16 protein-coding genes and 1 tRNA gene are annotated in these 22,002 nt (G+C 40.6%); 15 read left to right on the top strand and 2 right to left on the bottom strand.

Translation table 11 applies throughout. The features are described from left to right. Nucleotides 1–10: 10 nt before the first annotated feature. Genes argJ through WKU33_RS14360 form a run of 3 tightly spaced genes read left to right on the top strand, consistent with a single transcriptional unit; the run spans nucleotide 11 to nucleotide 3,232 of the window. Entirely contained in the window at nucleotides 11–1,237 is a 1,227-nt protein-coding gene (gene argJ, locus WKU33_RS14370; protein WP_336252767.1) for a bifunctional glutamate N-acetyltransferase/amino-acid acetyltransferase ArgJ, read from the top strand. 14 nt (nucleotides 1,238–1,251) lie between these two features. Next, nucleotides 1,252–2,052, top strand: coding sequence for an acetylglutamate kinase (argB, locus tag WKU33_RS14365; protein WP_156854707.1), 801 nt, complete (start codon nucleotides 1,252–1,254; stop codon nucleotides 2,050–2,052). Continuing rightward, nucleotides 2,045–3,232, top strand: a complete 1,188-nt coding sequence (locus tag WKU33_RS14360; RefSeq protein ID WP_340455280.1) for an acetylornithine transaminase — start codon at nucleotides 2,045–2,047, stop codon at nucleotides 3,230–3,232. Before argB ends, WKU33_RS14360 begins: the two co-directional genes overlap by 8 nt. Nucleotides 3,233–3,320: 88 nt before the next feature. On the opposite strand, the gene WKU33_RS14355 is transcribed toward WKU33_RS14360, so the two are convergent. Beyond that, on the bottom strand, nucleotides 3,321–4,211 hold the full coding sequence (locus WKU33_RS14355; RefSeq protein WP_232334295.1) for an Rpn family recombination-promoting nuclease/putative transposase: 891 nt from the start codon (nucleotides 4,209–4,211) through the stop codon (nucleotides 3,321–3,323). 447 nt (nucleotides 4,212–4,658) lie between these two features. On the opposite strand from WKU33_RS14355, the gene WKU33_RS14350 reads away from it, so the two are divergent. Beyond that, nucleotides 4,659–4,907: a hypothetical protein gene (locus WKU33_RS14350; RefSeq protein WP_336252766.1), complete on the top strand. Its 249-nt coding sequence runs from the start codon at nucleotides 4,659–4,661 to the stop codon at nucleotides 4,905–4,907. A 905-nt stretch (nucleotides 4,908–5,812) separates the two neighbouring features. On the opposite strand, the gene dat is transcribed toward WKU33_RS14350, so the two are convergent. Further along, nucleotides 5,813–6,691, bottom strand: coding sequence for a D-amino-acid transaminase (gene dat, locus WKU33_RS14340; RefSeq protein WP_336252765.1), 879 nt, complete (start codon nucleotides 6,689–6,691; stop codon nucleotides 5,813–5,815). A 221-nt stretch (nucleotides 6,692–6,912) separates the two neighbouring features. Between dat and WKU33_RS14335 the strand changes: the two genes are divergently transcribed. The 11 genes from WKU33_RS14335 (at nucleotide 6,913) to WKU33_RS14285 (ending at nucleotide 21,969) form a co-directional block, all read left to right on the top strand. Beyond that, nucleotides 6,913–6,986 (top strand) — tRNA-Gly (locus WKU33_RS14335). A gap of 375 nt (nucleotides 6,987–7,361) precedes the next feature. Continuing rightward, complete coding sequence (queG, locus tag WKU33_RS14330; protein ID WP_445321706.1) at nucleotides 7,362–8,516, top strand: tRNA epoxyqueuosine(34) reductase QueG; 1,155 nt, start codon at nucleotides 7,362–7,364, stop codon at nucleotides 8,514–8,516. A gap of 207 nt (nucleotides 8,517–8,723) precedes the next feature. Next, on the top strand, nucleotides 8,724–9,566 hold the full coding sequence (locus WKU33_RS14325; protein WP_340455276.1) for an amidase domain-containing protein: 843 nt from the start codon (nucleotides 8,724–8,726) through the stop codon (nucleotides 9,564–9,566). A gap of 52 nt (nucleotides 9,567–9,618) precedes the next feature. After that, the gene (gene trmL, locus WKU33_RS14320) at nucleotides 9,619–10,092 is read left to right on the top strand and encodes a tRNA (uridine(34)/cytosine(34)/5-carboxymethylaminomethyluridine(34)-2'-O)-methyltransferase TrmL (protein WP_156854695.1); all 474 of its coding nucleotides are present in this window, start codon (nucleotides 9,619–9,621) and stop codon (nucleotides 10,090–10,092) included. Nucleotides 10,093–10,532: 440 nt separating this feature from the next. After that, nucleotides 10,533–13,379, top strand: a complete 2,847-nt coding sequence (locus WKU33_RS14315) for a 2-oxoglutarate dehydrogenase E1 component (protein WP_340455274.1) — start codon at nucleotides 10,533–10,535, stop codon at nucleotides 13,377–13,379. Between the two features lie 13 nt (nucleotides 13,380–13,392). Continuing rightward, complete coding sequence (odhB, locus tag WKU33_RS14310) at nucleotides 13,393–14,658, top strand: 2-oxoglutarate dehydrogenase complex dihydrolipoyllysine-residue succinyltransferase (protein WP_340455272.1); 1,266 nt, start codon at nucleotides 13,393–13,395, stop codon at nucleotides 14,656–14,658. Between the two features lie 383 nt (nucleotides 14,659–15,041). Then, a complete protein-coding gene (locus WKU33_RS14305) occupies nucleotides 15,042–16,118 on the top strand; it encodes an undecaprenyldiphospho-muramoylpentapeptide beta-N-acetylglucosaminyltransferase (protein WP_340455270.1) in 1,077 nt (358 codons plus the stop codon). Between the two features lie 222 nt (nucleotides 16,119–16,340). Further along, nucleotides 16,341–16,574 (top strand): hypothetical protein, encoded by a 234-nt coding sequence (locus WKU33_RS14300; RefSeq protein WP_340455268.1) that lies wholly within the window; start codon nucleotides 16,341–16,343, stop codon nucleotides 16,572–16,574. A 770-nt stretch (nucleotides 16,575–17,344) separates the two neighbouring features. Next, the gene (locus tag WKU33_RS14295) at nucleotides 17,345–19,087 is read left to right on the top strand and encodes an ABC transporter ATP-binding protein (protein ID WP_340455282.1); all 1,743 of its coding nucleotides are present in this window, start codon (nucleotides 17,345–17,347) and stop codon (nucleotides 19,085–19,087) included. 5 nt (nucleotides 19,088–19,092) lie between these two features. Beyond that, nucleotides 19,093–21,132: an ABC transporter ATP-binding protein gene (locus tag WKU33_RS14290; RefSeq protein WP_340455266.1), complete on the top strand. Its 2,040-nt coding sequence runs from the start codon at nucleotides 19,093–19,095 to the stop codon at nucleotides 21,130–21,132. Nucleotides 21,133–21,144: 12 nt separating this feature from the next. Continuing rightward, nucleotides 21,145–21,969 (top strand): S1C family serine protease, encoded by an 825-nt coding sequence (locus WKU33_RS14285; protein WP_340455264.1) that lies wholly within the window; start codon nucleotides 21,145–21,147, stop codon nucleotides 21,967–21,969. Nucleotides 21,970–22,002: the final 33 nt, after the last annotated feature.

Below are 22,002 nucleotides of genomic sequence, written 5' to 3'. Positions count from 1 at the left end.
GATTTTACAAATGACTTCAGTAAAGGAAAAACAAATAAAAATATTGGAAAATGGCAAAGTAACGACACCTAAAGGATTTCAGGCGGGGGGCGTCCATACCGGCCTCCGGAAAACAAAGCTTGATTTCGGCTGGATTCATTCCGAAGTACCAGCGACAGCGGCGGGCGTTTATACATTAAACGCATTTAAAGCTGCTCCGTTGCAAGTGACAAAAAATAGCTTAGATAAAACCGGAAAAATTCAGACTCTTGTTGTAAACTCTGCAAACGCGAATGCGGTCACAGGGCCACAAGGAGAGAAGAATGCATTAGAAACCCAAAAGTTAGTTGCCGAGAAAAAGGGGGTCGAAGTAGATCACGTTGCTGTTGCTTCGACCGGAATCATCGGTGTGCAACTTCCTATGGAAAAGCTATACAAAGGGATCAATTGGATGGATGAAGCGGAGAACCAAGGTGCAGAACGGTTTGAGTCCGCAATTTTGACGACAGATACGGTAACAAAATACGCAGCAGTCGAAGTTGAAATTGACGGGAAGCTGGTCACAATTTCGGGAGCAGCAAAAGGTTCTGGGATGATTGCGCCAAATATGGCAACGATGCTTTCCTTTATTACAACCGATGCTGCCGTGGAGCTGTCAAGCCTTGAGGCAGGTTTACGCCAGGTGACAGATAAATCTTTTAATATGATTACCGTTGACGGGGACTGCAGTACAAATGATATGGTCCTAGTCCTTGCAAATGGATTACAGAAAAACCAAACATTAAATGAATCTCATCCGGACTGGGATCTATTTCTTAATGGATTGCAATATGTTAGTCAAGATTTAGCGAAGCAGATTGCAAAAGACGGGGAAGGGGCAACGAAACTTATCGAAGTGCAAGTGAAAGGTGCCGGAACAGACAAAGCGGCAGGGGAAATTGCTAAAGCAATCATTTCCTCGAATTTAGTAAAAGCTGCTGTTTACGGATCAGACCCGAACTGGGGACGGATTGTCTGTGCCGTCGGTTATAGTGAACAGCCGATTGAAGTCGATAAAGTTTCCATTGCTCTTGGAGATTTACAAGTTGTAGAAAATGGTTTACCAATCGACTTTGATGAAGAAGCGGGAACAGAATATTTACAGCAAGAAATGGTAACGATTCATGTTGATTTACAAAATGGGGCGGGGGAAGCAACGGCATGGGGTTGTGACTTAACCTATGACTATGTGAAAATCAATGCTTCCTATCGAACGTGAGGTGAGAAAATAAAATGGAGATTATTGTTTTAAAAGTTGGCGGCAGTATTTTGAAGAAACTTCCGACAGCTTTTTTTGAAACAGTTGTTCAATTAAAAAGAAGCGGAAAAATCCATCCGGTTATCGTGCATGGTGGGGGACCGGAAATTAATCAGGCACTGACAAAAATGAATGTAAAAAGTGAATTTGTAAATGGCTTGCGAGTGACGACGAAAGAAGTGCTCGAAGTAGTTGAACATATTTTAAGTGGAAGTGTGAATAAACAAATCGTATCGAAGCTCCAACAAAGCGGTGGTACGGGAATTGGTTTAAGTGGAGTGGATGCTGCACTATTAAAAGTGATACCAAAGGATTCTTCAGGGAAGCTAGGCTATGTCGGAGAAGTGAAAGAAGTAAATGAAGATTGGCTCAAGTTAATTATTGAAAATGGTGGAATCCCGGTTGTTTCTCCGATCGGTATTCATGAATCGGGTCAGCATTACAATATTAACGGGGACACGGCAGCAGCGGCAGTAGCAGAAAGTTTACAGGCTAAGCTTGCTTTAATCAGTGATATTCCAGGAGTATTGGAAGAGATTCAAGGAGAAAAGGTATTACTCCGACAACTGACGAAAAAGGAAATTGAAGCAAAAATTTCAGCGGGAATCATATATGGCGGCATGATTCCGAAAGTATATTCCGCTCTAAAGGCACTTAACGGCGGTGTGAAAGAATCCGTAATTTTAAACGGACTGACACCTGAAGATTTAAAATCCTATATTGCAGGGAAACGTGTCGGGACTAAGATTGTGATCGGGGAGGTCCAGCATGTCTAATACATTAAGCAAAACAACAAAGTCTGCCGTAATGAATACGTACGGGCGCTTTCCATTAACGATTGTAAAAGGGAAGGGAAGCTACGTCTGGAGTGATTCAGGAGAGAAATATTTGGACTATACTTCAGGTATCGCCACATGTAACCTCGGTCATGTTCCAGCTCAAGTGCAAGCAGCGTTACAGGAACAACTGGATACATTGTGGCATGTATCGAATCTCTATCATATTCCGATTCAAGAAAAGCTCGCAACCATCTTAACAGAGAATAGTATTTTTGACGCTGCATTTTTCTCTAATAGTGGAGCAGAAGCGAATGAAGCAGCGATCAAATTAGCGAAGAAGTATGCGAAAGATCAGGGGAATGTAGAACGGACGGAAATTGTCACCTTCAAACAATCTTTTCATGGAAGAACAGGGACGACACTTGCAGCAACGGCGCAGGAAAAGATTCATAAGGGCTTTACACCGATTGCGCCAGGTTTCCGTTACTTGCCCTATAATGATATAGAAGCACTGCAAGAAATTCATAATGGCAGAACAACTGCTGTTCTCCTTGAACTTGTCCAAGGAGAAGGTGGAGTGAATCCCGTTCAGCAGGCTTGGGTGACAGAACTTGCAGCAATCTGTAAGGAAAACAATATTCTACTCATGCTGGATGAAATTCAGACGGGAATGGGAAGAACCGGCACACTCTTTGCTTACGAACAATTTGGGATTGAGCCGGATGTCATTACGCTAGCGAAAGGGCTTGGTTCTGGTTTTCCGATCGGTGCAGTGCTGGCGAAGGACAAAGTGGCAGCAACGTTCACACCAGGAACGCATGGCAGTACCTTTGGTGGAAATCCACTTGCAGCTACGGCGGGTTATGCGACGGTAAAGACGATGCTAACAGATAAAATATCTGAGCATGTGCAAATGTTAAGTGAATATTTCTTCAGCAAGTTAAATGAGTTGAAAGAAATATATCCGGAAATTAAACAAGTAAAAGGAAAAGGCCTACTTATAGGCCTTGAAATGGAAAAAGGAGCGGGAACGTACATTACTGCTCTTAGGGAGAAAAATGTACTTGCATTATCCGCAGGCGAGCATGTTTTACGGATATTACCGCCGCTTACAACCACGACAGAAGAGATTAATGAATTTCTCAAGCAATTTGTAGAAGTTATGAATGAAAAGTGAAAAACTAAATAACACGACGATAAGAGGATAGGATGCAAAGGCATCTATCCTCTTTTTACACGCCTTAAATTTATTAATAATCCTTTAACTACTGTAGCTCTTTTCTCCACTGTCTAACTCTACTTACGGTTATACCAATTATATTGGCAATTTCTTCGTCTGACATCCCTTTTTTAAGCATATTTAAAGCAATATGTTTTCGTTCTTGTGCTATTCCTTCCGCTCTTCCCTGATCCCGATAAGTATTTGGCAACTCTAACACACGATCCGCTTCCTCACGTGGAAGCTTGTTAATTTCCTCATGCATTTGCTTTTCCTCCTTCTCGTTTAGCTTTAAATAGGTTTCGAAAAATCCATAGATTAATTCCATTTTCGCAGGGTCTAATTCCATTCGAGAGACCATGCGGAGAAATTCTAATTTCACTTGTATACGTTCTTTTTCCGTATAGTTCATCTTACTTAAGAATGCTGCTACAATCGGATTTGTCATCTTAATATACTTACGCCAGTTTTTATTAATTAAATGAAGTTGTTGAAAGTGAAAGTCAATGATGCGGATGGTTGGTAGATCGATACTAAACTGTGTAGGCAGTTCCTTCTTTTCATTATAACTGAAAACAGCAATCGGTAGAATCGGTTTGCGGTATTTTTCGTAGAGACGGGTATTGTAGATAAACATACGTTCGTTAAATTCCTCTTGATAGTATGATTGTGGCTCGACATGGATAAGGATAATCGTGTCCTCTCCTTTAATTTTTACTTCTGCAAGTATATCAATGCGTCGTTTTTCACCTTTTAAGATATCGGTGAAAACCTCTTGATCTAGAAAACTTACAGTAGAAAAGTTGATATGCTCATACACTTCGGGAAAAAAGGCTTCCATGAAATCTTGAAAAAAGACTTGAATGACTTCTTTAAATAGGCGGTCGTGGTCGGTGTATGAGGGTTTTCTTTCGAGGATAAATGCGGTTGTTTCCAATCATTATCAGCTCCTATATTATATTGTGCCGCTATTATATCATAGAATTAAAGAATAATTCTAATATTAAGTTCAACACTTTTAATGAGAATATTGCCTAATATCCGATTTCCGATATATGATGGGATTATAGCAACTTTACTATTAACCATCATATTCATTATAATTTAGTTATCTGTACAAGGAGAATCTGCAAAGCCGATTAATGAATTCACAGGCAGGGTGATAATAGCAGGGATTCCAGCACAACAATTGCAATGCTGTTGATAATTTATATGGTTTTTAAATATTCTGTTCATCTATAAGTGGCATTTTATTTTGTATCAACCAATAGTTAATGACGTCTTTTATTATCAGGTTGATTTTGCTTCATTGTTACAATTGGCATAGATATAATCTGTAAATGGTTAAACTGTTGTTGAAAATGGTTATAGTATAAATAAGAGTATGCTTGAAATAAAGGTGGTGGAAGAAATGGCTATTCATAAGGAAGATTTATATCGAATGCTGGATTCCTTAAGCAATGAAGATAAGAAAGCAACCCTTGATTTTATAGAATTTTTGATTGAACGCTCGAAGAAACAAAAGCCCAAACCATGGCAAAAGATTGATGAATTAGAAAGTGATAATGAATCGTTGACTAAAGAAGAAGTTAAGCAGTTAGAAAGCGAAGAAGGATACAGATGCAAAGCGTGAATTCGGACTACAAGTTGATTTATCATAAATCTGCAGTTAAATTCATCACTAAATTAGATAAAGCCTCTCAAGAAAGAATTACAACTGGGTTAAAAGGATTGACGATATACCGTAGCATAACTGGGAAATACCTACTTCTTCTCTTTACTATAAACTAGTTTTTGTAGTTTTTTAGCATACCTCGGAAAAACTGGATCATAGTGTTTAGTTAATTGATCAACCACACGCACTATTAATCGTTTGTTTTCAGAACTATCCGATTCATATCTTGTCTCAATTACTTTATAATATTTTCGCTACAATATGAAGTGCGTGAAAAGCCTTCTTCCAGTAAACTAACCTCTCCATAATCGTAAGTAACCATGTAGTTACTGTAAAAGTATTCCAATACATTTTGAATTGCACCCTGCTTATCACTTTTGATGAATTTTCCGCTTCCTCATAAGACTAGCTGTCGGAATATGGATTTTTGAACATTGTCAAGGATCGTTTATTACACCGTCTTCGTAATTTCTTTAGAAGTAACAGATATGTTTGTGGAATAATGGGAAAAATAATCGGTGATCCAAATAACAGTAAAGCTAGGCACTTAAACATTCTGTTCATCTATCAGTAGCTATTTTATTTGGAATTATGGGTTGGGGTTTCTTTTTAATCATTCAAAAATATTTTAGCGAATTATTTTTCTCTTAAAATGGAAGTGTAAGAATTGTGCTTAAACGTAATGAAGAGTTGTTATCCCTGTTCGATCGGACAGCGGAAGTCTTAAGAAGCTGACTTTTTCTAATAATGTAAGATTGTCGTAAACTATTTCGTATTTCGAATCAATTGGAAAGATGAGTGAATCCTAATAAAAATACAGCTTTCCCAAATAGGAAAAGCTGTAGATCTTCATTCTGATGTTTTTATTGCTCCTGCATCGGCTGGCTCACTGGTTCAATACCGGCATCGACGGCATACGCATGTTGAATCTGCTTCGTAATTGGCCCCGAGGAACCATTATGAATCGTGTGACCATCCACATTAATAATCGGTGTGATTTCGTTTGTACTACTTGATAGGAAAACCTCATCGGCATCTTTAATATCGCCTACATGGTAAGCTTCTTCAATAAAAGGAATCCCCAACTCATCAGCAAAGCGCTCCACTGCCAAACGGACACATCCATGAAGGATGGCGTTCGTTGCTGGATGAGTATAGATCTTACCATTTTTTACAAAATATACGTTTGAAGCACTACATTCCGTTACGGTACCGTCCTTATGAAGAATCGCTTCAAAACAACCTTGTTCTTTCGCTTCCTGTTTAGCCATTAAATTTGGTAAAAGATTCAAGCTTTTAATATGGCAATGACTCCAACGGATATCCGGCATTGTAATAACGGGAACACCATGCTTCATCAATTCCACATTTCGTTTCGCTGGTTCGAGATACGCATAGACATTCGGTGTAATATTGTCTGGAAAAACATGGTCTCTTGGAGCTGATCCGCGCGTAACCTGTAAATATACTTTTCCATCTGTTTTCATTTCATTTTTTTTAAGCAGCTCTTCAAGTGTGTGAATAAAGTCTTTCCTATTATACGGAAAACTTAATTTAATTTCAGAGAGGGAACGATAAAGCCGATCGATATGTTCATTAAGGAGATAATATTTCCCTTGATAAATTCGAATTACTTCATATACTCCATCCCCAAATTGCAAACCTCTTTCTTCAAAGGGATAATTTAATTTATCTTTATGCATAAAAGAACCTTGTGCAAATACGATTGGATAGACAGTCATCGGAAAACTCACCCTTCTGTATTACAAATTTATTCCTAGTCTATCGGTTTTACTTTTAAATGTAAATGGTTCCATCTAAATAAAATGAAATAATTTAATCGAATTTCTATAATTATTTTATGCCGATTAGATGAAAAGGTTAACTTAAAATAAAATTTAACTTGATTTATTTTTACATTGTTGTTATAATAATATTTGTCGTTAAAAAACGAATCTTGTTTGCGGGTGTAGTTTAGTGGTAAAACCTCAGCCTTCCAAGCTGATGATGAGGGTTCGATTCCCTTCACCCGCTCCATACATATGTGATTAACGCAGTGTCTCGTAAATGCAATGGTTTCGAGGCGCTGCGTTTTTATGTTGTAATATTTAATGGGTGCTGTGGATTGCAAGAAGGATTTTTACAATATGCAACATCTATTCAATGTGTTGAAATGAGCATTGTTTCAATGATAAAGTGAAAACATTAAGTGGGGGTATTACAGACCGTTAATACGTGATAAAGTGAAACTTCATTCAGTGGGGGGGCTTAGCCCCACTGAATGTTAGTTGAACAGAATCAGGTATTTACGGACTGTATATCCCCATCTTCCACATATTGGTTTCCTTTCTGTTTAGGGATGGGGGTATTACAGACCGTTAATACGTGATAAAATAAGAAAACTATTATGGGATGAAGGAGGTGGTCGTTGTGAGGATAGATGAATTGAAACAGGAAATTATTGAATATAGCAAGGAAATTGGGATTGATAAGATTGGATTTGCTTCTGCCGATGTGTTCAGTGAACTCCGAGAAAGGTTGCGCCGGCAGCAAGAGCTAAATTACCAATCCGGATTTGAAAAAGGCACGATAGAAGAACGGACTGAACCCACACGCCTGCTTCCAGAAGCCCAGTCGATCATCTCTATCGCAATTGCTTACCCGAGCCGAATTAAAAATCAAATCCGCGGTACAAGAGAAGAAAGACGAGGAATCTTTGCACGAGCATCTTGGGGTGTAGACTACCATGTTGTACTTCGCGACCGGTTGGAAAAGCTTGTTGAATTTATTCGAGAGAAGGTTCCAGAGGCAAATACGAAGGTGATGGTCGATACTGGGGAACTTTCCGACCGAGCAGTCGCAGAACGAGCAGGCATTGGTTTCAGTGGAAAGAACACATCCATTATTACGAAAGAGTTTGGTTCCTTCGTTTACCTTGGTGAAGTAATCACAAATCTGCCATTCATACCGGATGAGCCGGTCACAGATAGCTGCGGAGATTGTACAATCTGTATGGATGCTTGCCCGACAGGGGCGCTCATTCAGGGTGGACAGCTGAACGCTCAGCGCTGTATTGCGTTCCTTACCCAAACGAAAGATTTTTTACCAGAACCTTTCCGGGATAAAATCGGGAACCGGATTTACGGTTGTGATACTTGTCAGCAAGTCTGTCCTTGGAATAAAGGAGTCGATTTCCATATCCATCCGGAATTAGAACCGGACCCGGAAATCGCGAAGCCGAAACTAAAACCAATGCTACGAATCTCCAACAGAGAATTCAAGGAAAAGTTTGGTCATTTATCTGGAGCCTGGCGTGGCAAGAAACCACTCCAGCGGAATGCACTGCTTGCCCTTGCCCATTATAAAGATAAAACGGCCGTTGAAGAAATAACGATCGTAATGAAAGAGGACCCACGACCAGTGATTCGTGGAACAGCTGCATGGTCTCTCGGTAAAATTGCAACGCGTGAAGCCCACGAAGCGATCAGGGAGGCAATGCAGACGGAAGAAGATGAACAAGTACTTTATGAAATGGAAAAAGGTCTAGAATTCGAATTGCGAGCATAAAGTTAAACTTCATTCAGTGGGCATCCATACCCCCACTGAATGTTAGTTGAACAGAATCAGATATTTATGGACTGTATAGCCCTACCTTAACATTTTGTTTTTCCCTCTTGTTTAGAGGTTGGGGATTTACAGACCGTTAATACGTGATAAACAGTGATAGAAATAGGTACAAGCATGCTCCCATATACTTTAATGGGGGCGATTTTTATGTATTCACTTAAGGAATATTGGCTTGGAGTCTTTTCGAATGAAACAGAACAGCCAGAATGGTGGCAGCGAAAACTTGCTTTATGGGAAAGGGAAAAGGCAAGTATCGTTAAAGTTAGTGGGAGAGGTGAACTGTTTCGTAAATTTCGATTCGATGATAAAACCTTGCAGGAATATTTGCTCCATATTAGTTTTTTAATAAAACAAAAAGAGCATTATCATTTGGAAGAACAGCTTATCTCTTATCGTATGGAACTGAAAAATGGAAAAATAATAAAACATGAGGAAATTCCAAGGGAGCAGCCAGCGAAAGAAAGTCCGAATTTATCGTTGGAAGATTCAGGTGGCGTGAGACAGGATTTTGTCTATGACAGAAGAGAAGCGGTCCGCTATGCTGAACGTTGGTGGAATAGCCATAATCCAGATTTCCGTGTATTTGAAGATGACTGCACGAACTATATTTCTCAGTGCTTGCTTGCTGGAGGAGCCCCGATGCGCGGTGCCCCAGTGCGAGAACGTGGTTGGTGGTATACAGGCAATAGTTGGAGCTTCAGTTGGGCAGTTGCTCATTCGCTGCGCTGGTATTTAAGTGGCTCGACATCGGGACTTAAGGGGAAGGAATTACAAAGTCCAGAAGAGCTGCTGCTAGGGGATGTGATCTGTTATGATTTTGAGGGAGATGGGCGCTGGGATCATAATACGATTGTTGTAAATAAGGATGCAAATGGCATGCCGCTTGTGAATGCCCATACGAATAACAGCAGAAATCGCTACTGGACTTATGAGGATTCGGCTGCTTGGACACCGAATATTCAATATAAATTTTTCCGGATTGGAGAGTAGCGTGCTATAATGAAAAAGTTGAACAAGTTTTAGAAATTAAGGAGATAGAAAAGTGAGTTTACATGTCGTATTATACCAACCAGAGATTCCTGCAAATACAGGTAATATAGGGAGAACGTGTCTCGCAACCGATACGAAGTTGCATCTTGTGCATCCGCTTGGATTTTCGACAGATGATAAAATGTTGCGCCGGGCTGGGCTTGATTATTGGAAGCACCTGGATGTTGCTGAACATCAATCGATTGAAGAGCTATTTGAAATATATCCAGAGGCTGAATTTTATTATATCGAGAACTTTGGTACGAAACATTATACGGATTACGATTTTAGCAATACAACAAAGGATATTTTCTTTGTGTTCGGCAGGGAATCGACCGGTATACCAAAAGAGTTAATTGCAGGCAAAGAAGACCGTTGTCTTCGGATCCATATGAATGATAAAGTGCGTTCACTCAATTTGTCGAACACAGCGGCAATCATTATTTATGAAGCGCTAAGACAACAGCAATTCCGAGGATTAGTCTAAATATGAAAAAACCGCCATCTAAAAATCGATGACGGTTTTTTAAGTTACTGATTATTTCTAGGTACTCCTGGTTTTGCTTCATAACCAGATGTGAAACAGGAAACGAGGAATGTAATGACAACTCCCATAATTAATGCTAATTTCATTGAAAAGTCCTCCTTCAGCTATATGACCCTGACACAATAATTATTATATGATTTTATTATAACGGATTCAACTTGAATTGTGAACTACCAACCTAAATTGTCAGATATCACCTGCTTTTAAGTTACTAGTGGAATGTAAGGGTTATCATTGATTCTATTCTGTTTTTTTAAGGTTGAATCGTTGTAAGTCGCATTATTTTCATGTATATTTATAGGTGGGATGCATAACCGTCCTTACAAAAATATTAACCGTTTACAAGGACGGGCAATATTACTTCAATGGGGGTATCAAAAGTGATACAAAATGGGGAATCTGCACAACAATTTTGGCGACAGATTTACGGACCAAACAGGGGGTATATCGAAGAACAATACGAATTGTATAAGGAGAACAGTGAAGCAGTAGAAGCTTCACTTCAAGAAATTTTCAATACATATGGAGCACCTTCATGGCTGTATAACGGAGATAGCGGTACTGCGGCACAGGCAGGAACCGAAGCAGTAAATGACGTAGATATGAAAAAAATCACCTCAGCTTTGAAATATGTTGAGGCTATTCGTCGTTATGGGCATACTGAAGCTGATATTTATCCTGTCGGCGGCTATAAAGGTGAAGGTGATAAATTTTTAGATTCGAGCACGTATGATTTAACAGATGAAGATTTAAAAGCGATTCCGGCTAAATGGTTATGGGATAAAGCACCAGCTGGTGTGGATAATGGTTTGGAAGTTATTGAACGTTTAAAGAAATATTATACAGGAACGATTACATTTGAATATGAGCATGTTAACAATCATGAAGAGAGAGAATGGTTTATCAATTTAATAGAATCCGGAAATGCGAGGGTTGAACCGACAGACGATGAAAGAAAACGATTATTGAAACGTCTCGTTGATGTGGAAGGGTTCGAAAACTTCCTTTCCAGAACGTTTGTCGGACAAAAGCGTTTCTCCATTGAAGGGCTTGAAGTGATGGTGCCGATGATTGATGAAATCGTGAATTATGCGACACAGGAAAGCATTGAAAATATCATGATGGGAATGGCTCACCGTGGTAGACTCGCTGTCCTGGCGAAAGTACTTGGTAAGCCATATGATAAGATTTTTTCGGAATTCAATTATTCATCCGATAAGGAATTAATGCCTTCAGAAGGCTCTCAATCCATTAGCTATGGCTGGACGGATGATGTGAAATATCACTACGGAGCAACGAAAGCATATCCGAGCGATAAAGAAGTAAAAACGAAAATTACATTAGCGCATAATCCATCCCATTTGGAGTTTGTTAATCCGGTAGTCGAAGGATTTGCACGTGCCGCACAAGATGATCGTTCAGAAAAAGGATACCCGAAAAGGGATTCGAATAAAGCGGTCGCAGTACTTATTCACGGGGATGCAGCTTTCATTGGAGAAGGTGTCGTTGCAGAGACGCTCAACTTATCCAACCTACCGGGATATAATACGGGAGGAAGCTTGCATATTATTGCGAACAACCTAGTCGGTTATACAACAGATAGGGAAGATGGACGCTCGACACGTTATGCAAGTGACTTGGCGAAAGGATTTGAAGTGCCGGTTATCCGTGTGAATGCGGATGATCCGATATCTTGTATTTCTGCGGTTAAAATTGCTTGGAAATATCGTCAGAAGTTTAAGAAAGACTTTCTTATTGATCTCGTTGGTTACCGTCGCCACGGTCATAACGAAATGGACGAACCGCGGACAACCCAACCGAAATTATATAAAGAAATTGATAATCATCCGCCAGTGGCAAAAATCTTTGCTGAACGTCTGGAGGAAAGAGGAACGATTGAGCAAGGTGAATATGAGGAATTACAGAAAGAAATCTATAATGAGTTATACTCAATTTACAGCAACATGAGTGAAACGGAAATCGGTACACCAGAACCACCAACGATGCCAGAGTATCTGTTGAATGGACTGGATGGCCATGAGACAAAAGTGGACGAGGACGTATTGAAGGAACTAAACACACAATTGCTGGAACGACCAGAAGGATTCACTGGCTTTAGAAAAACGGAACGAGTTTTAAGCCGTCGTGCAAAAATGCTTGAAGATCGCAATGTACTCGACTGGGGCGCAGGAGAAGCACTGGCATTTGCTTCCATCATCCATGACGGTATTCCGATTCGTATTACCGGACAGGATACGGAACGAGGAACCTTTGCGCATCGTCATATTGTCCTGCATGATGTTAATACAAACGAAAAATATTGCCCGATCCATGGCTTAAAGGATGCGAAGGCTTCGTTTGATGTCCGTAACAGTCCGCTTTCAGAGGCTGCAGTACTTGGATTCGAATATGGTTATAGTGTCTATTCACCTGATACACTAGTAATCTGGGAAGCTCAGTTTGGAGATTTTGCAAACGTTGGGCAAGTCATTTTTGATCAGTTCATTTCTTCCGCAAGAGCGAAATGGGGAGAAAAGTCCAATATGGTCATGCTTCTTCCGCATGGTTATGAAGGACAGGGACCAGAGCATTCAAGTGCAAGGTTGGAGCGCTTCCTTCAATCTGCTGCAGAGAATAACTGGATTATTGCAAATGTCACATCATCTGCACAGCTATTCCATATTTTACGCAGACAAGCTGCGCTAAGAGGCCGTAATGAAGCTAGACCATTAGTGATGATGACACCGAAGAGTAGTATGATTCGAAATCCAAGAATGGGAGCGGAGGCGAAAGAGTTCTCAGAAGGTAAATTCATGCCGCTGCGCCAGCAACCGAATTTTGAGCCGAATCGTGAAAAAGCTACACGTCTTCTAATCGGAAGCGGTAAAGTAATGGTCGATATTGAAGAAGAGATGTCCGAGTCGAAAGAGAATTATGATTGGCTCCAAATCTTACGAGTCGAACAGCTTTATCCATTCCCACAGAAAGACTTGAAAGCCGAATTAGATAGATTACCCAACGTGAAAGAAATTGTATGGGTACAAGAGGAACCGAGAAACATGGGGGCATGGGATTTCGTAGATGACTATTTACGGGATCTGTTGAAAGATGATCAAACATTACGTGTAATTAGCCGACCTAGGAGAGCTGCACCAGCAGGAGGAGTTCCTAGCTTCCACAAGGCAGCACAAAGCAAGATTATTAACCAGGCATTAACACAAAACTAAGGAGGAGTTACTGGTGCAAGATATCAAGATACCAGAATTAGCTGAATCAATCACAGATGGTACAATCGCAGAATGGCTAGTTAAAGAGGGGGAAAAGGTAGAGAAGGGCGACCCGCTCATTGAACTTGAAACAGATAAAGTAAACGTAGAGGTTAATTCGGAGTTTACCGGAGTTATTACAGAAATACTAACACCAGAAGGCGAAGATGTAACGGTGGGGGACGTTGTTGGCAAGCTTGATGAAAATGCAGAAGCAGGTGCAACGAGCACATCAGAGCAGAAACAGGAAAAAGCTCCCGTGAAAGAAGAAGCGCCTGCTCCTAAAGAAGAAACAGAGGCAGCACCAGAAGTAGTGGAGTCAGAAGAAACAGGTACAAACGGCGTAATTGCAACACCAGCAGCAAGAAAACGTGCGCGTGAATTAAATATTGACTTAAGTTCAATTGCTCCAGTTGATCCGTTAGGGCGTGTTCGTCCAGAAGATGTGGAGCGGGCAGCACAACAACAAATTGCAGCGGCAGAAAAAGCGCAAAAACAAGCAGAAGCAGCACCAAAACAAGAGAAGACGGAGTTTACGAAGCCAGTTGAGCGCGTGAAGATGACCCGCCGTCGTCAAACGATTGCAAAAAACCTTGTAAATGTTCAGCAGGAAGCGGCGATGCTTACAACATTTAATGAAATCGACATGTCAGCAATTATGAAATTGCGCGCGGAACGGAAGGATAAATTCCTTGAGAAGAATGGAGTAAAACTTGGCTTCATGTCCTTCTTCACGAAAGCTGTTGTCGGTGCACTTAAAGAATTCCCATTGCTCAATGCAGAAATTCAAGATAATGAATTAGTTATTAAGAAATTCTATGATATCGGGATTGCAGTATCAACAGAAGAAGGACTCGTTGTTCCAGTTGTCCGTGACGCAGATCGTTTGGACTTCGCGGGAGTAGAGCGAGAGATCATGAACCTTGGTATAAAGGCAAGGGAAAACAAACTATCCTTATCCGACCTGCAAGGAGGAACATTCTCCATTACAAACGGTGGTATCTTTGGATCAATGTTGTCGACTCCGATTCTGAACGCACCGCAAGTAGGAATTCTCGGTATGCATAACATTGTAAAACGCGCAGTTGTTATGCCTGATGATACGATTGAAGTCCGTCCGATGATGTACTTGGCACTTTCTTATGATCACCGTATTGTAGATGGTAAAGATGCAGTACAGTTCCTTGTCCGTATTAAACAAATGCTAGAAGATCCATACGATTTATTGCTTGAAGGTTAATAGATTAATCGAAAGTTTATAAAGCGAATCTGTTAGGGAGAGCCCCTGATAGATTCGCTTTTGCTTTTACCACGTATTAACGGTCTGTGATACCCTACCTCTAAACAAGAGGGAAAACCAATATGTTAAGGTGGGGGATATACAGTCCGTAAATACCTGATTCTGTTCAATTAACATTCAGTGAGGAGGTAAGGAATTTCCCGCTGAATGAAGTTTCACTTTATCCTTCCTTTTTACTGCTATTTCATATAAACTAATTGAAGGATATGGCATTATGGCGGAAAGATAAGTATAAATCTTTTTACTGCATAAGTGCAACTAAGGTTGTCACCGAAAGGCTTGGTGATAACCAAGTTTTCTAATAAAGAGAGGGAGAGCGTTAGATGGAGAATGATAAACGCATTCTTTTCACCGGTGGGGGAACTGCCGGTCATGTGATTGTGAATTTAGCCCTTATCCCAGTATATCAGCAGGCTGGTTGGGAGATTGATTATATCGGTTCTTATGAAGGAATCGAACGGGATTTAATTGAACCATTGGAAGGTGTAACGTACCATCCAATCTCAACGGGGAAGTTAAGACGCTATATGTCGATAGAAAACTTCAAAGATCCGTTTAAAGTATTAAAAGGAACGGTGCAAGCTTACGGGATTATCGGCAAAAGAAAACCGTCCGTCATTTTTTCGAAAGGTGGTTTTGTCTCTGTTCCTGTCGTAATTGCCGCTAAACTACGCGGTGTTCCGGCTGTTATTCATGAGTCGGATTACACACCAGGTCTTGCCAACAAATTATCGATACCATTTGCGAAGAAAGTACTTTCTACTTTTGAAGAAACACTTGAATTTCTTCCGGAACAAAAACGGGAATATGTTGGTGCGGTCATTAGAGAAGAACTCTTTACTGGTAATCGAGAAAAAGGACTGAAGTTTACTGGATTAAAAGGAGAAAAACCAGTCTTGCTTATCATGGGGGGAAGCGGCGGCTCAGAAATTATTAATGAAGCAGTGCGAACTAATTTACAGGAATTGTTGCAGCAATTTGAAATTATTCATATTTGCGGTCAAGGGAAAGTCAATTCAACCATTGACGCCCGTGGCTATGCACAATTTGAATATGTTCATGGAGAATTACGTGATATCTTCGCTGCGACTGACTTTGTTCTTTCTCGTGCGGGGTCCAATGCAATATATGAATTCTTAGCACTCCGTATTCCAATGTTACTTGTCCCATTATCGCTTGAAGCAAGCAGAGGAGACCAAATTGTCAATGCAAGATCGTTTAAAGAAAAAGGATTTGCCCGTGTACTTCAAGAAGAAGAACTAACTCCGGATAAACTGACGGAGGAATTGCTTCAACTAGTAAAAACAGCACCCGTCATTCATGATAAGATGAAGCAATTTGAACCAGGAGCGACCCGCGACCGTGTGATTGAAATTATTAAGGAAGTAGAGAAAAGATAAAAAATGGGCAACTGGGATAGTAGTTTTATTATCCAGTTGTCCATTTTAATATACACCCGAAATTCGACAAAATTAATAAAAGACATAAAATTCATGAGTAATTAGTATGGGAGCTAAGTAATACAGAAGTATCATTTTTTGCAAAATTCTAAAATAATGCTTGTATTATTTAAAATAATAGGGTATGATGAACTAGAAAAACTAAATAAGGGGTGAAGGATGATGAGAGAAATTGTTCGAAATTGCCGATTATGCCAGGAATCTATGGATAACAGTCCTTTTATGTTGTGCCAGACATGCCTTAAGGAAAGCGAACAAGTTTGGAATTTCATCAAGAAAAACCCTTTTGTCTCCATAAAGGATATATCTGTAGCCACAGAGGTGAGTTTTGAAAAAGTCGAACGAATGATTAACTTTGGGAAAGAACGACAGCAACGCGCGGTAAATAGAGAATAAATTATCAACATCCCATATACGTATATTTTGGAATAACTCAAGGAGTTTGAGATATTCTTTTTTTGTGCCTAAAACTATGCCGCATTAGAGTGTTATCATAACAGAACAAAAAATAGATTGACTATTAAAAATTAAGATACTATACTTATTACGGAATCAGAAATATTCTTCCACTTCCGTTACCCCGACACACACGAATCATCAACCATACGTGTGTTTTTTTATTATGTTTACTTTCATTCAGCGTAAGTGTGTGCAACCTTCTCCTGGAGGTCCGCAGTCCAGACACCTCTCGCTTTCCGCAGGCGGCTGGTGAGCCTCCTCGGGCTGTCGCCCTGCGGGGTCTCACCTATGCCTTTCCTCCCGCAGGAGTCTCGAGGTGTCTGGACTGCTCCGAGGGGAAAGTCGAATTTGGAACACTATTTTTCATTTTAGGAATAGAACGCTGATCTTAGGGTGATAGTTTCCATTCATAATAATCATCCCTACCAGTTCAGTTTCCCGGAGGACGGTGACTCCTGCAGGAAAGCGGAGACGATGAGACCCCGCAGGAAGTGCTTTTCTTCCGAGGCAGACTAAGAACGCCACGTCCTGTGGCAACGTCTGCATTAGCACGTCCTGTGCGTCGAGGCTCAGCGCGGAGCCCGCGGAAAGCATCCGTCCTCCGGGAAACTGAACGGCGGTTAGAGAGCCAGTCTGGAGAACGCGCAAAATACTTACGCTGAATGAAAGTAATTAGGAGATTTATTAAAATTGGAGAAGGTGAAGGGATGTTTGGTGTCTTTAAAAAACTGAATTGGTTCTTTAAACATTATTGGAAGCGATATAGCTTTGCAATTATTGCTTTATGTACGGCAAGTGCAATCGGATTAATCCCTCCGAAAGTAATTGGATTTACCATTGATCAGATTCAATTCAATACATTGACACTGGAGTTGCTCCAGTCGATTATACTTATCCTTATCGTTTTGTTAACTGCCCATTATACGATTTCCTTCTTATGGGACTACACATTGTTTGGTGGGGCAGTGATTCTCGAAAAGTGGATGCGGACGAAATTGATGACACACTTTCTAAAAATGACGCCGACATTCTTTGGGAAGTATCGGACAGGTGACTTGATGGCCCGGGCGACAAATGACCTGAAAGCAATCAGTCAAACGGCAGGATTCGGTGTGTTGACATTAGTTGATTCGAGTATTTTCATGTTGATGATTATTGCAATGATGGGATTTACAATCAGTTGGAAGCTGACATTGGCAGCGTTATTACCATTACCTGTGATGGCATTTATCATGAATAAATATGGTGCTGCAATTCATGCGCGGTTTATGAAAGCCCAAGCAGCTTTTGGCGAGATGAATAATGACGTGCTTGAATCGGTTCGTGGAGTGCGGGTCATCCGGGCATTTGTTCAAGAGGAACAAGAGCTGCAAAGGTTCGGCAGAATGACAGAAGATGTCTATCTCAAAAATATGGCAGTGACAAAAATCGACGCATTATTCGAACCAACGATGAAAATTTTAGTCGGTCTATCTTATACGATCGGGTTAGGTTATGGTGCATTTCTCGTTTTTGAAAATCAGTTGACATTAGGCGATCTAGTGACTTTTAACGTATATCTTGGAATGCTTATTTGGCCAATGTTTGCGGTAGGCGAGCTGATTAATATTTTGCAGCGAGGAAATGCTTCTCTCGACCGAGTAGATGCTACATTGAATTATAAAGCGGATGTAACGAACCCGGAAGCGGCTCAGGAGCTAAGTAGTATTTCTCGGCTTGATTTTGAACAGGTCAGCTTTTCTTATCCGGATACGAATTATAATCAACTGCAAGATATTAATTTACACGTACCTAAAGGTGCAACAATTGGTGTAGTTGGTAAGACTGGTGCAGGGAAGACAACCTTTTTCAAACTTATGCTTCGCCAGTACCCTGGTATGAAAGGTGAAATTACCTTATCTGGGATCCAGATTGATAAATTGAACTTAGCCAATCTTCGCAGTTGGATTGGTTATGTTCCACAAGATCAAATGATGTTTTCAAAAACAATCCGGGAAAATATTCAGTTTGGTAAATCAGCAGCAACCGACGAGGAAATTTATCGAGCTTTAGATCTTGCCTATTTCTTGAATGATTTGAAGCAGCTTCCGAATGGACTTGATACAGAAGTCGGAGAAAGTGGAATTACGCTTTCCGGTGGCCAGAAGCAACGGGTTGCACTTGCTAGAGCCTTTATTAAAGAACCGGAAATATTAATCCTTGACGATTCCTTATCTGCAGTTGACGGCAAGACGGAAGCGATGATTATTAAAAATTTACGGAACGAAAGAAAAAATAAAACAACGTTCATTGCTGCGCACCGTCTGTCGGCTGTTACACATGCTGATCATATAATCGTTCTTGAACAAGGCCGAATTGTTGAAGAGGGGAATCATGAAGAATTGATGAAAAATAATGGCTGGTATAAGCACCAGTACGAACAGCAACAACTGGAAGGAACGGAGGTGTGAGTACGATGAAAAAGCCTTCAACAGAAAGGCGTCTCTTCCGCTATGCATTGCATTATAAAAAAGGTATCTTGATTGGCTTAATCTGTCTTGCAATTGCTGTTACGTTGGAACTTGCCGGTCCGTTGATTGCAAAAACTGTAATCGACGATCATATTCTAGGGGTGGAAGGATACTGGCAGGAGGTAACAGAGGAGAAAGACCGCTATACAATTAGGTATAATGATAAGTTATATAAACGGGTCGACCGCCTGGACACGGACGATAATATTGTTGGGGAACCACTTACGGTAATGCAAATCGGTATTTCCTATTATCTTATTGAAAACGAAGTGCCGCTACAGGGAACAAGAGATATTACAAATGATGGAGTAATTGCAATTGAACTCGGTGAGGAAACGGCAGAATATGAGGCAACGCGACTGAACTTTAGTGAATCATACGCCTTCTTTTATCCGGAGCAACGTCCAATCATTCTCTTACTCGCTCTTTATATGGTGCTGTTACTTTTAGCAGGTGTCTTTCAATTCTTTGAAACTTACTTGTTGCAACAAGCTTCCAATCAAATTATTAAAAAAATGCGTATGGACTTATTTAGTCATATACAACGGCTTCCGATCAATTACTTTGTCGATCGACCAGCAGGAACGATTGTTGCACGAATAACAAATGATACAGAGGCAATCCGTGATTTATATGAACGGGTATTATCCATCGTTGTTTCCAGCCTCGTTTATATGGCAGGGATTTTTATTGCCTTATTCATTCTTGATGCGAAGCTAGCAGCGATGTGTCTTCTCGTTATTCCGCTCATTTATTTATGGATGAAAGGGTATCAATACTTTGGCACGAAATATAATAAAGTCATTCGCAAGACGATCAGTGATATAAATGGAAAGATTAATGAAGCGATTCAAGGAATGACGATTATTCAAGCATTTAATCAGGAGAAACAAACGCAGGAAGAATTTGAACAGTTAAATGAAAGACATTATACGTACCAGAAGAAATTAGTCCGATTAAGTGCACTCACCTCCTATAACTTAGTGACGGTTTTCCGTAATCTCACCTTTGTTGGGTTTATTTGGTATTTCGGTTCCGGTTCTCTCCATGCAACAAGTGTCCTATCGATTGGAATGCTGTATGCTTTCGTTGATTATATAACTAGGCTTTTTGAGCCGGTGACAGATATTGTGAATCAGCTCCCATTGATAGAGCAAGCGCGGGTAGCAGGTCACCGAGTATTTGAACTGATGGACCATGAGGGAGAAATGCTTAATACAGAAAGTATCCAACGGTACCGGGGACATGTCGTTTTCGATAAGGTAACCTTTTCATATAACGGTGTCGATGATGTGTTAAAAGATATCTCTTTTGAAGTAAAGCCTGGCGAGACAGCGGCCTTCGTCGGTCATACAGGTTCGGGGAAAAGTACGATTATGAACTTGTTGTTCCGTTTCTATGATACGAACCAAGGTGAAATAACAATTGATGGTTATTCGATAATCGAATGGTCAAGACAGCAAGTAAGAAGTCATATGGGAATTGTGCTTCAGGATCCCTTTTTATTTACGGGAACAATCCTGACGAATGTGACAATGAATGATCCCCGTATTTCACGAGAGAAGGCAATCCAAGCACTGGAAGCAGTTGGAGCTGCAAGTTTTATTGAAAGACTGCCAGCAAAATATGATGAAATCGTAACGGAAGATGGCAGTACTTTTTCTTTAGGTGAAAGACAGCTTATTTCCTTTGCCCGTGCCCTCGCATTTGATCCAGCGATTTTAATATTAGATGAGGCAACTGCAAATATGGATACAGAAACGGAAAGCATCATTCAGCGTGCATTGGAAGTTCTGCAAAAGGACCGGACAACGCTTGTCATCGCCCACCGTTTATCAACGATTCAAGAGGCAGATATGATCTTCGTCCTTGACCATGGGGCTGTTAAAGAGCAGGGGAACCATGATAAACTTATTGAAGCGAAAGGTTTATACTATCAAATGTATCAAATGCAGCAAGGCAGAACACGAGCGAGTGTGTCATAGGCGGGGTGCATGATGGAAAAGAAGGATCGGGAAGAAAAAGAAATTGATAATATTATTGATACGGATCTTTATGAAGAAATAGATGAAGAAGAATTATTAGAACTTGTGGAAGAGGAGCGAGAAAAGGCACTGCAGCGTGCAAAGGAGCGGAGAGAAGCCCCGGCAAAAAGTATTTTTCCAAAGTGGGTCTTCTGGGTAATCGCTTTAGCAATGCTGTTTAATGTGATTGCGTTACTTCCTCAAACATTTTCAATTCCGGCAATTGATTTCTTACAGACATCAATGAAATTATCCCAGCAAACGGATATTCAGGAATATAAGAAAGCAGTCGTTGTAATTGAAACGACAGACGGGAAGGGTACTGGTTTTTCCATTAATGATAAAGGAACAATTATCACCAACCATCATGTCATTGAAGGGGAGACGTTCGTTACAGTAGCATTCCCTGAGCATGGGCTTCATCGGGGGGAAGTTGTTGCAAGTTATCCTGATGTCGACTTGGCGGTTGTGGAAGTGGACGGAGAGGAACTCCCTCACCTAACTCTTGCTGAAGCGACAACTTTTTCAGAAAATGAAAAAATTAATTTCATTGGTAACCCGCTCCGCTTTAATGGGATTGCCAATGAAGGAACGATTATCGGGTTTACAGAGCTATCAAGTTGGGAGCAACCGGTTTTAATGATCGAGGCCCCGGTTTACCGGGGGAATAGCGGGAGTCCAATTATTACGGAAAATGGAGAGGTGATTGGCGTCATCTTTGCAACATTGAATCACGATATCCACGGCAGAGTGGGTCTATTCATTCCAATCGACTATTATTACGATCATGTCAATTAGTTTAACCATAGCCTTATCGGGTAAGAAACAATT

The sequence above is a fragment of the Oceanobacillus sp. HCA-5259 genome (assembly GCF_037892815.1).
Lineage (GTDB): Bacteria > Bacillota > Bacilli > Bacillales > Amphibacillaceae > Oceanobacillus > Oceanobacillus indicireducens.
The sequence above is the reverse complement of the archived record's forward strand: the minus strand, read 5'-3'. Positions and strand labels throughout refer to the sequence as shown.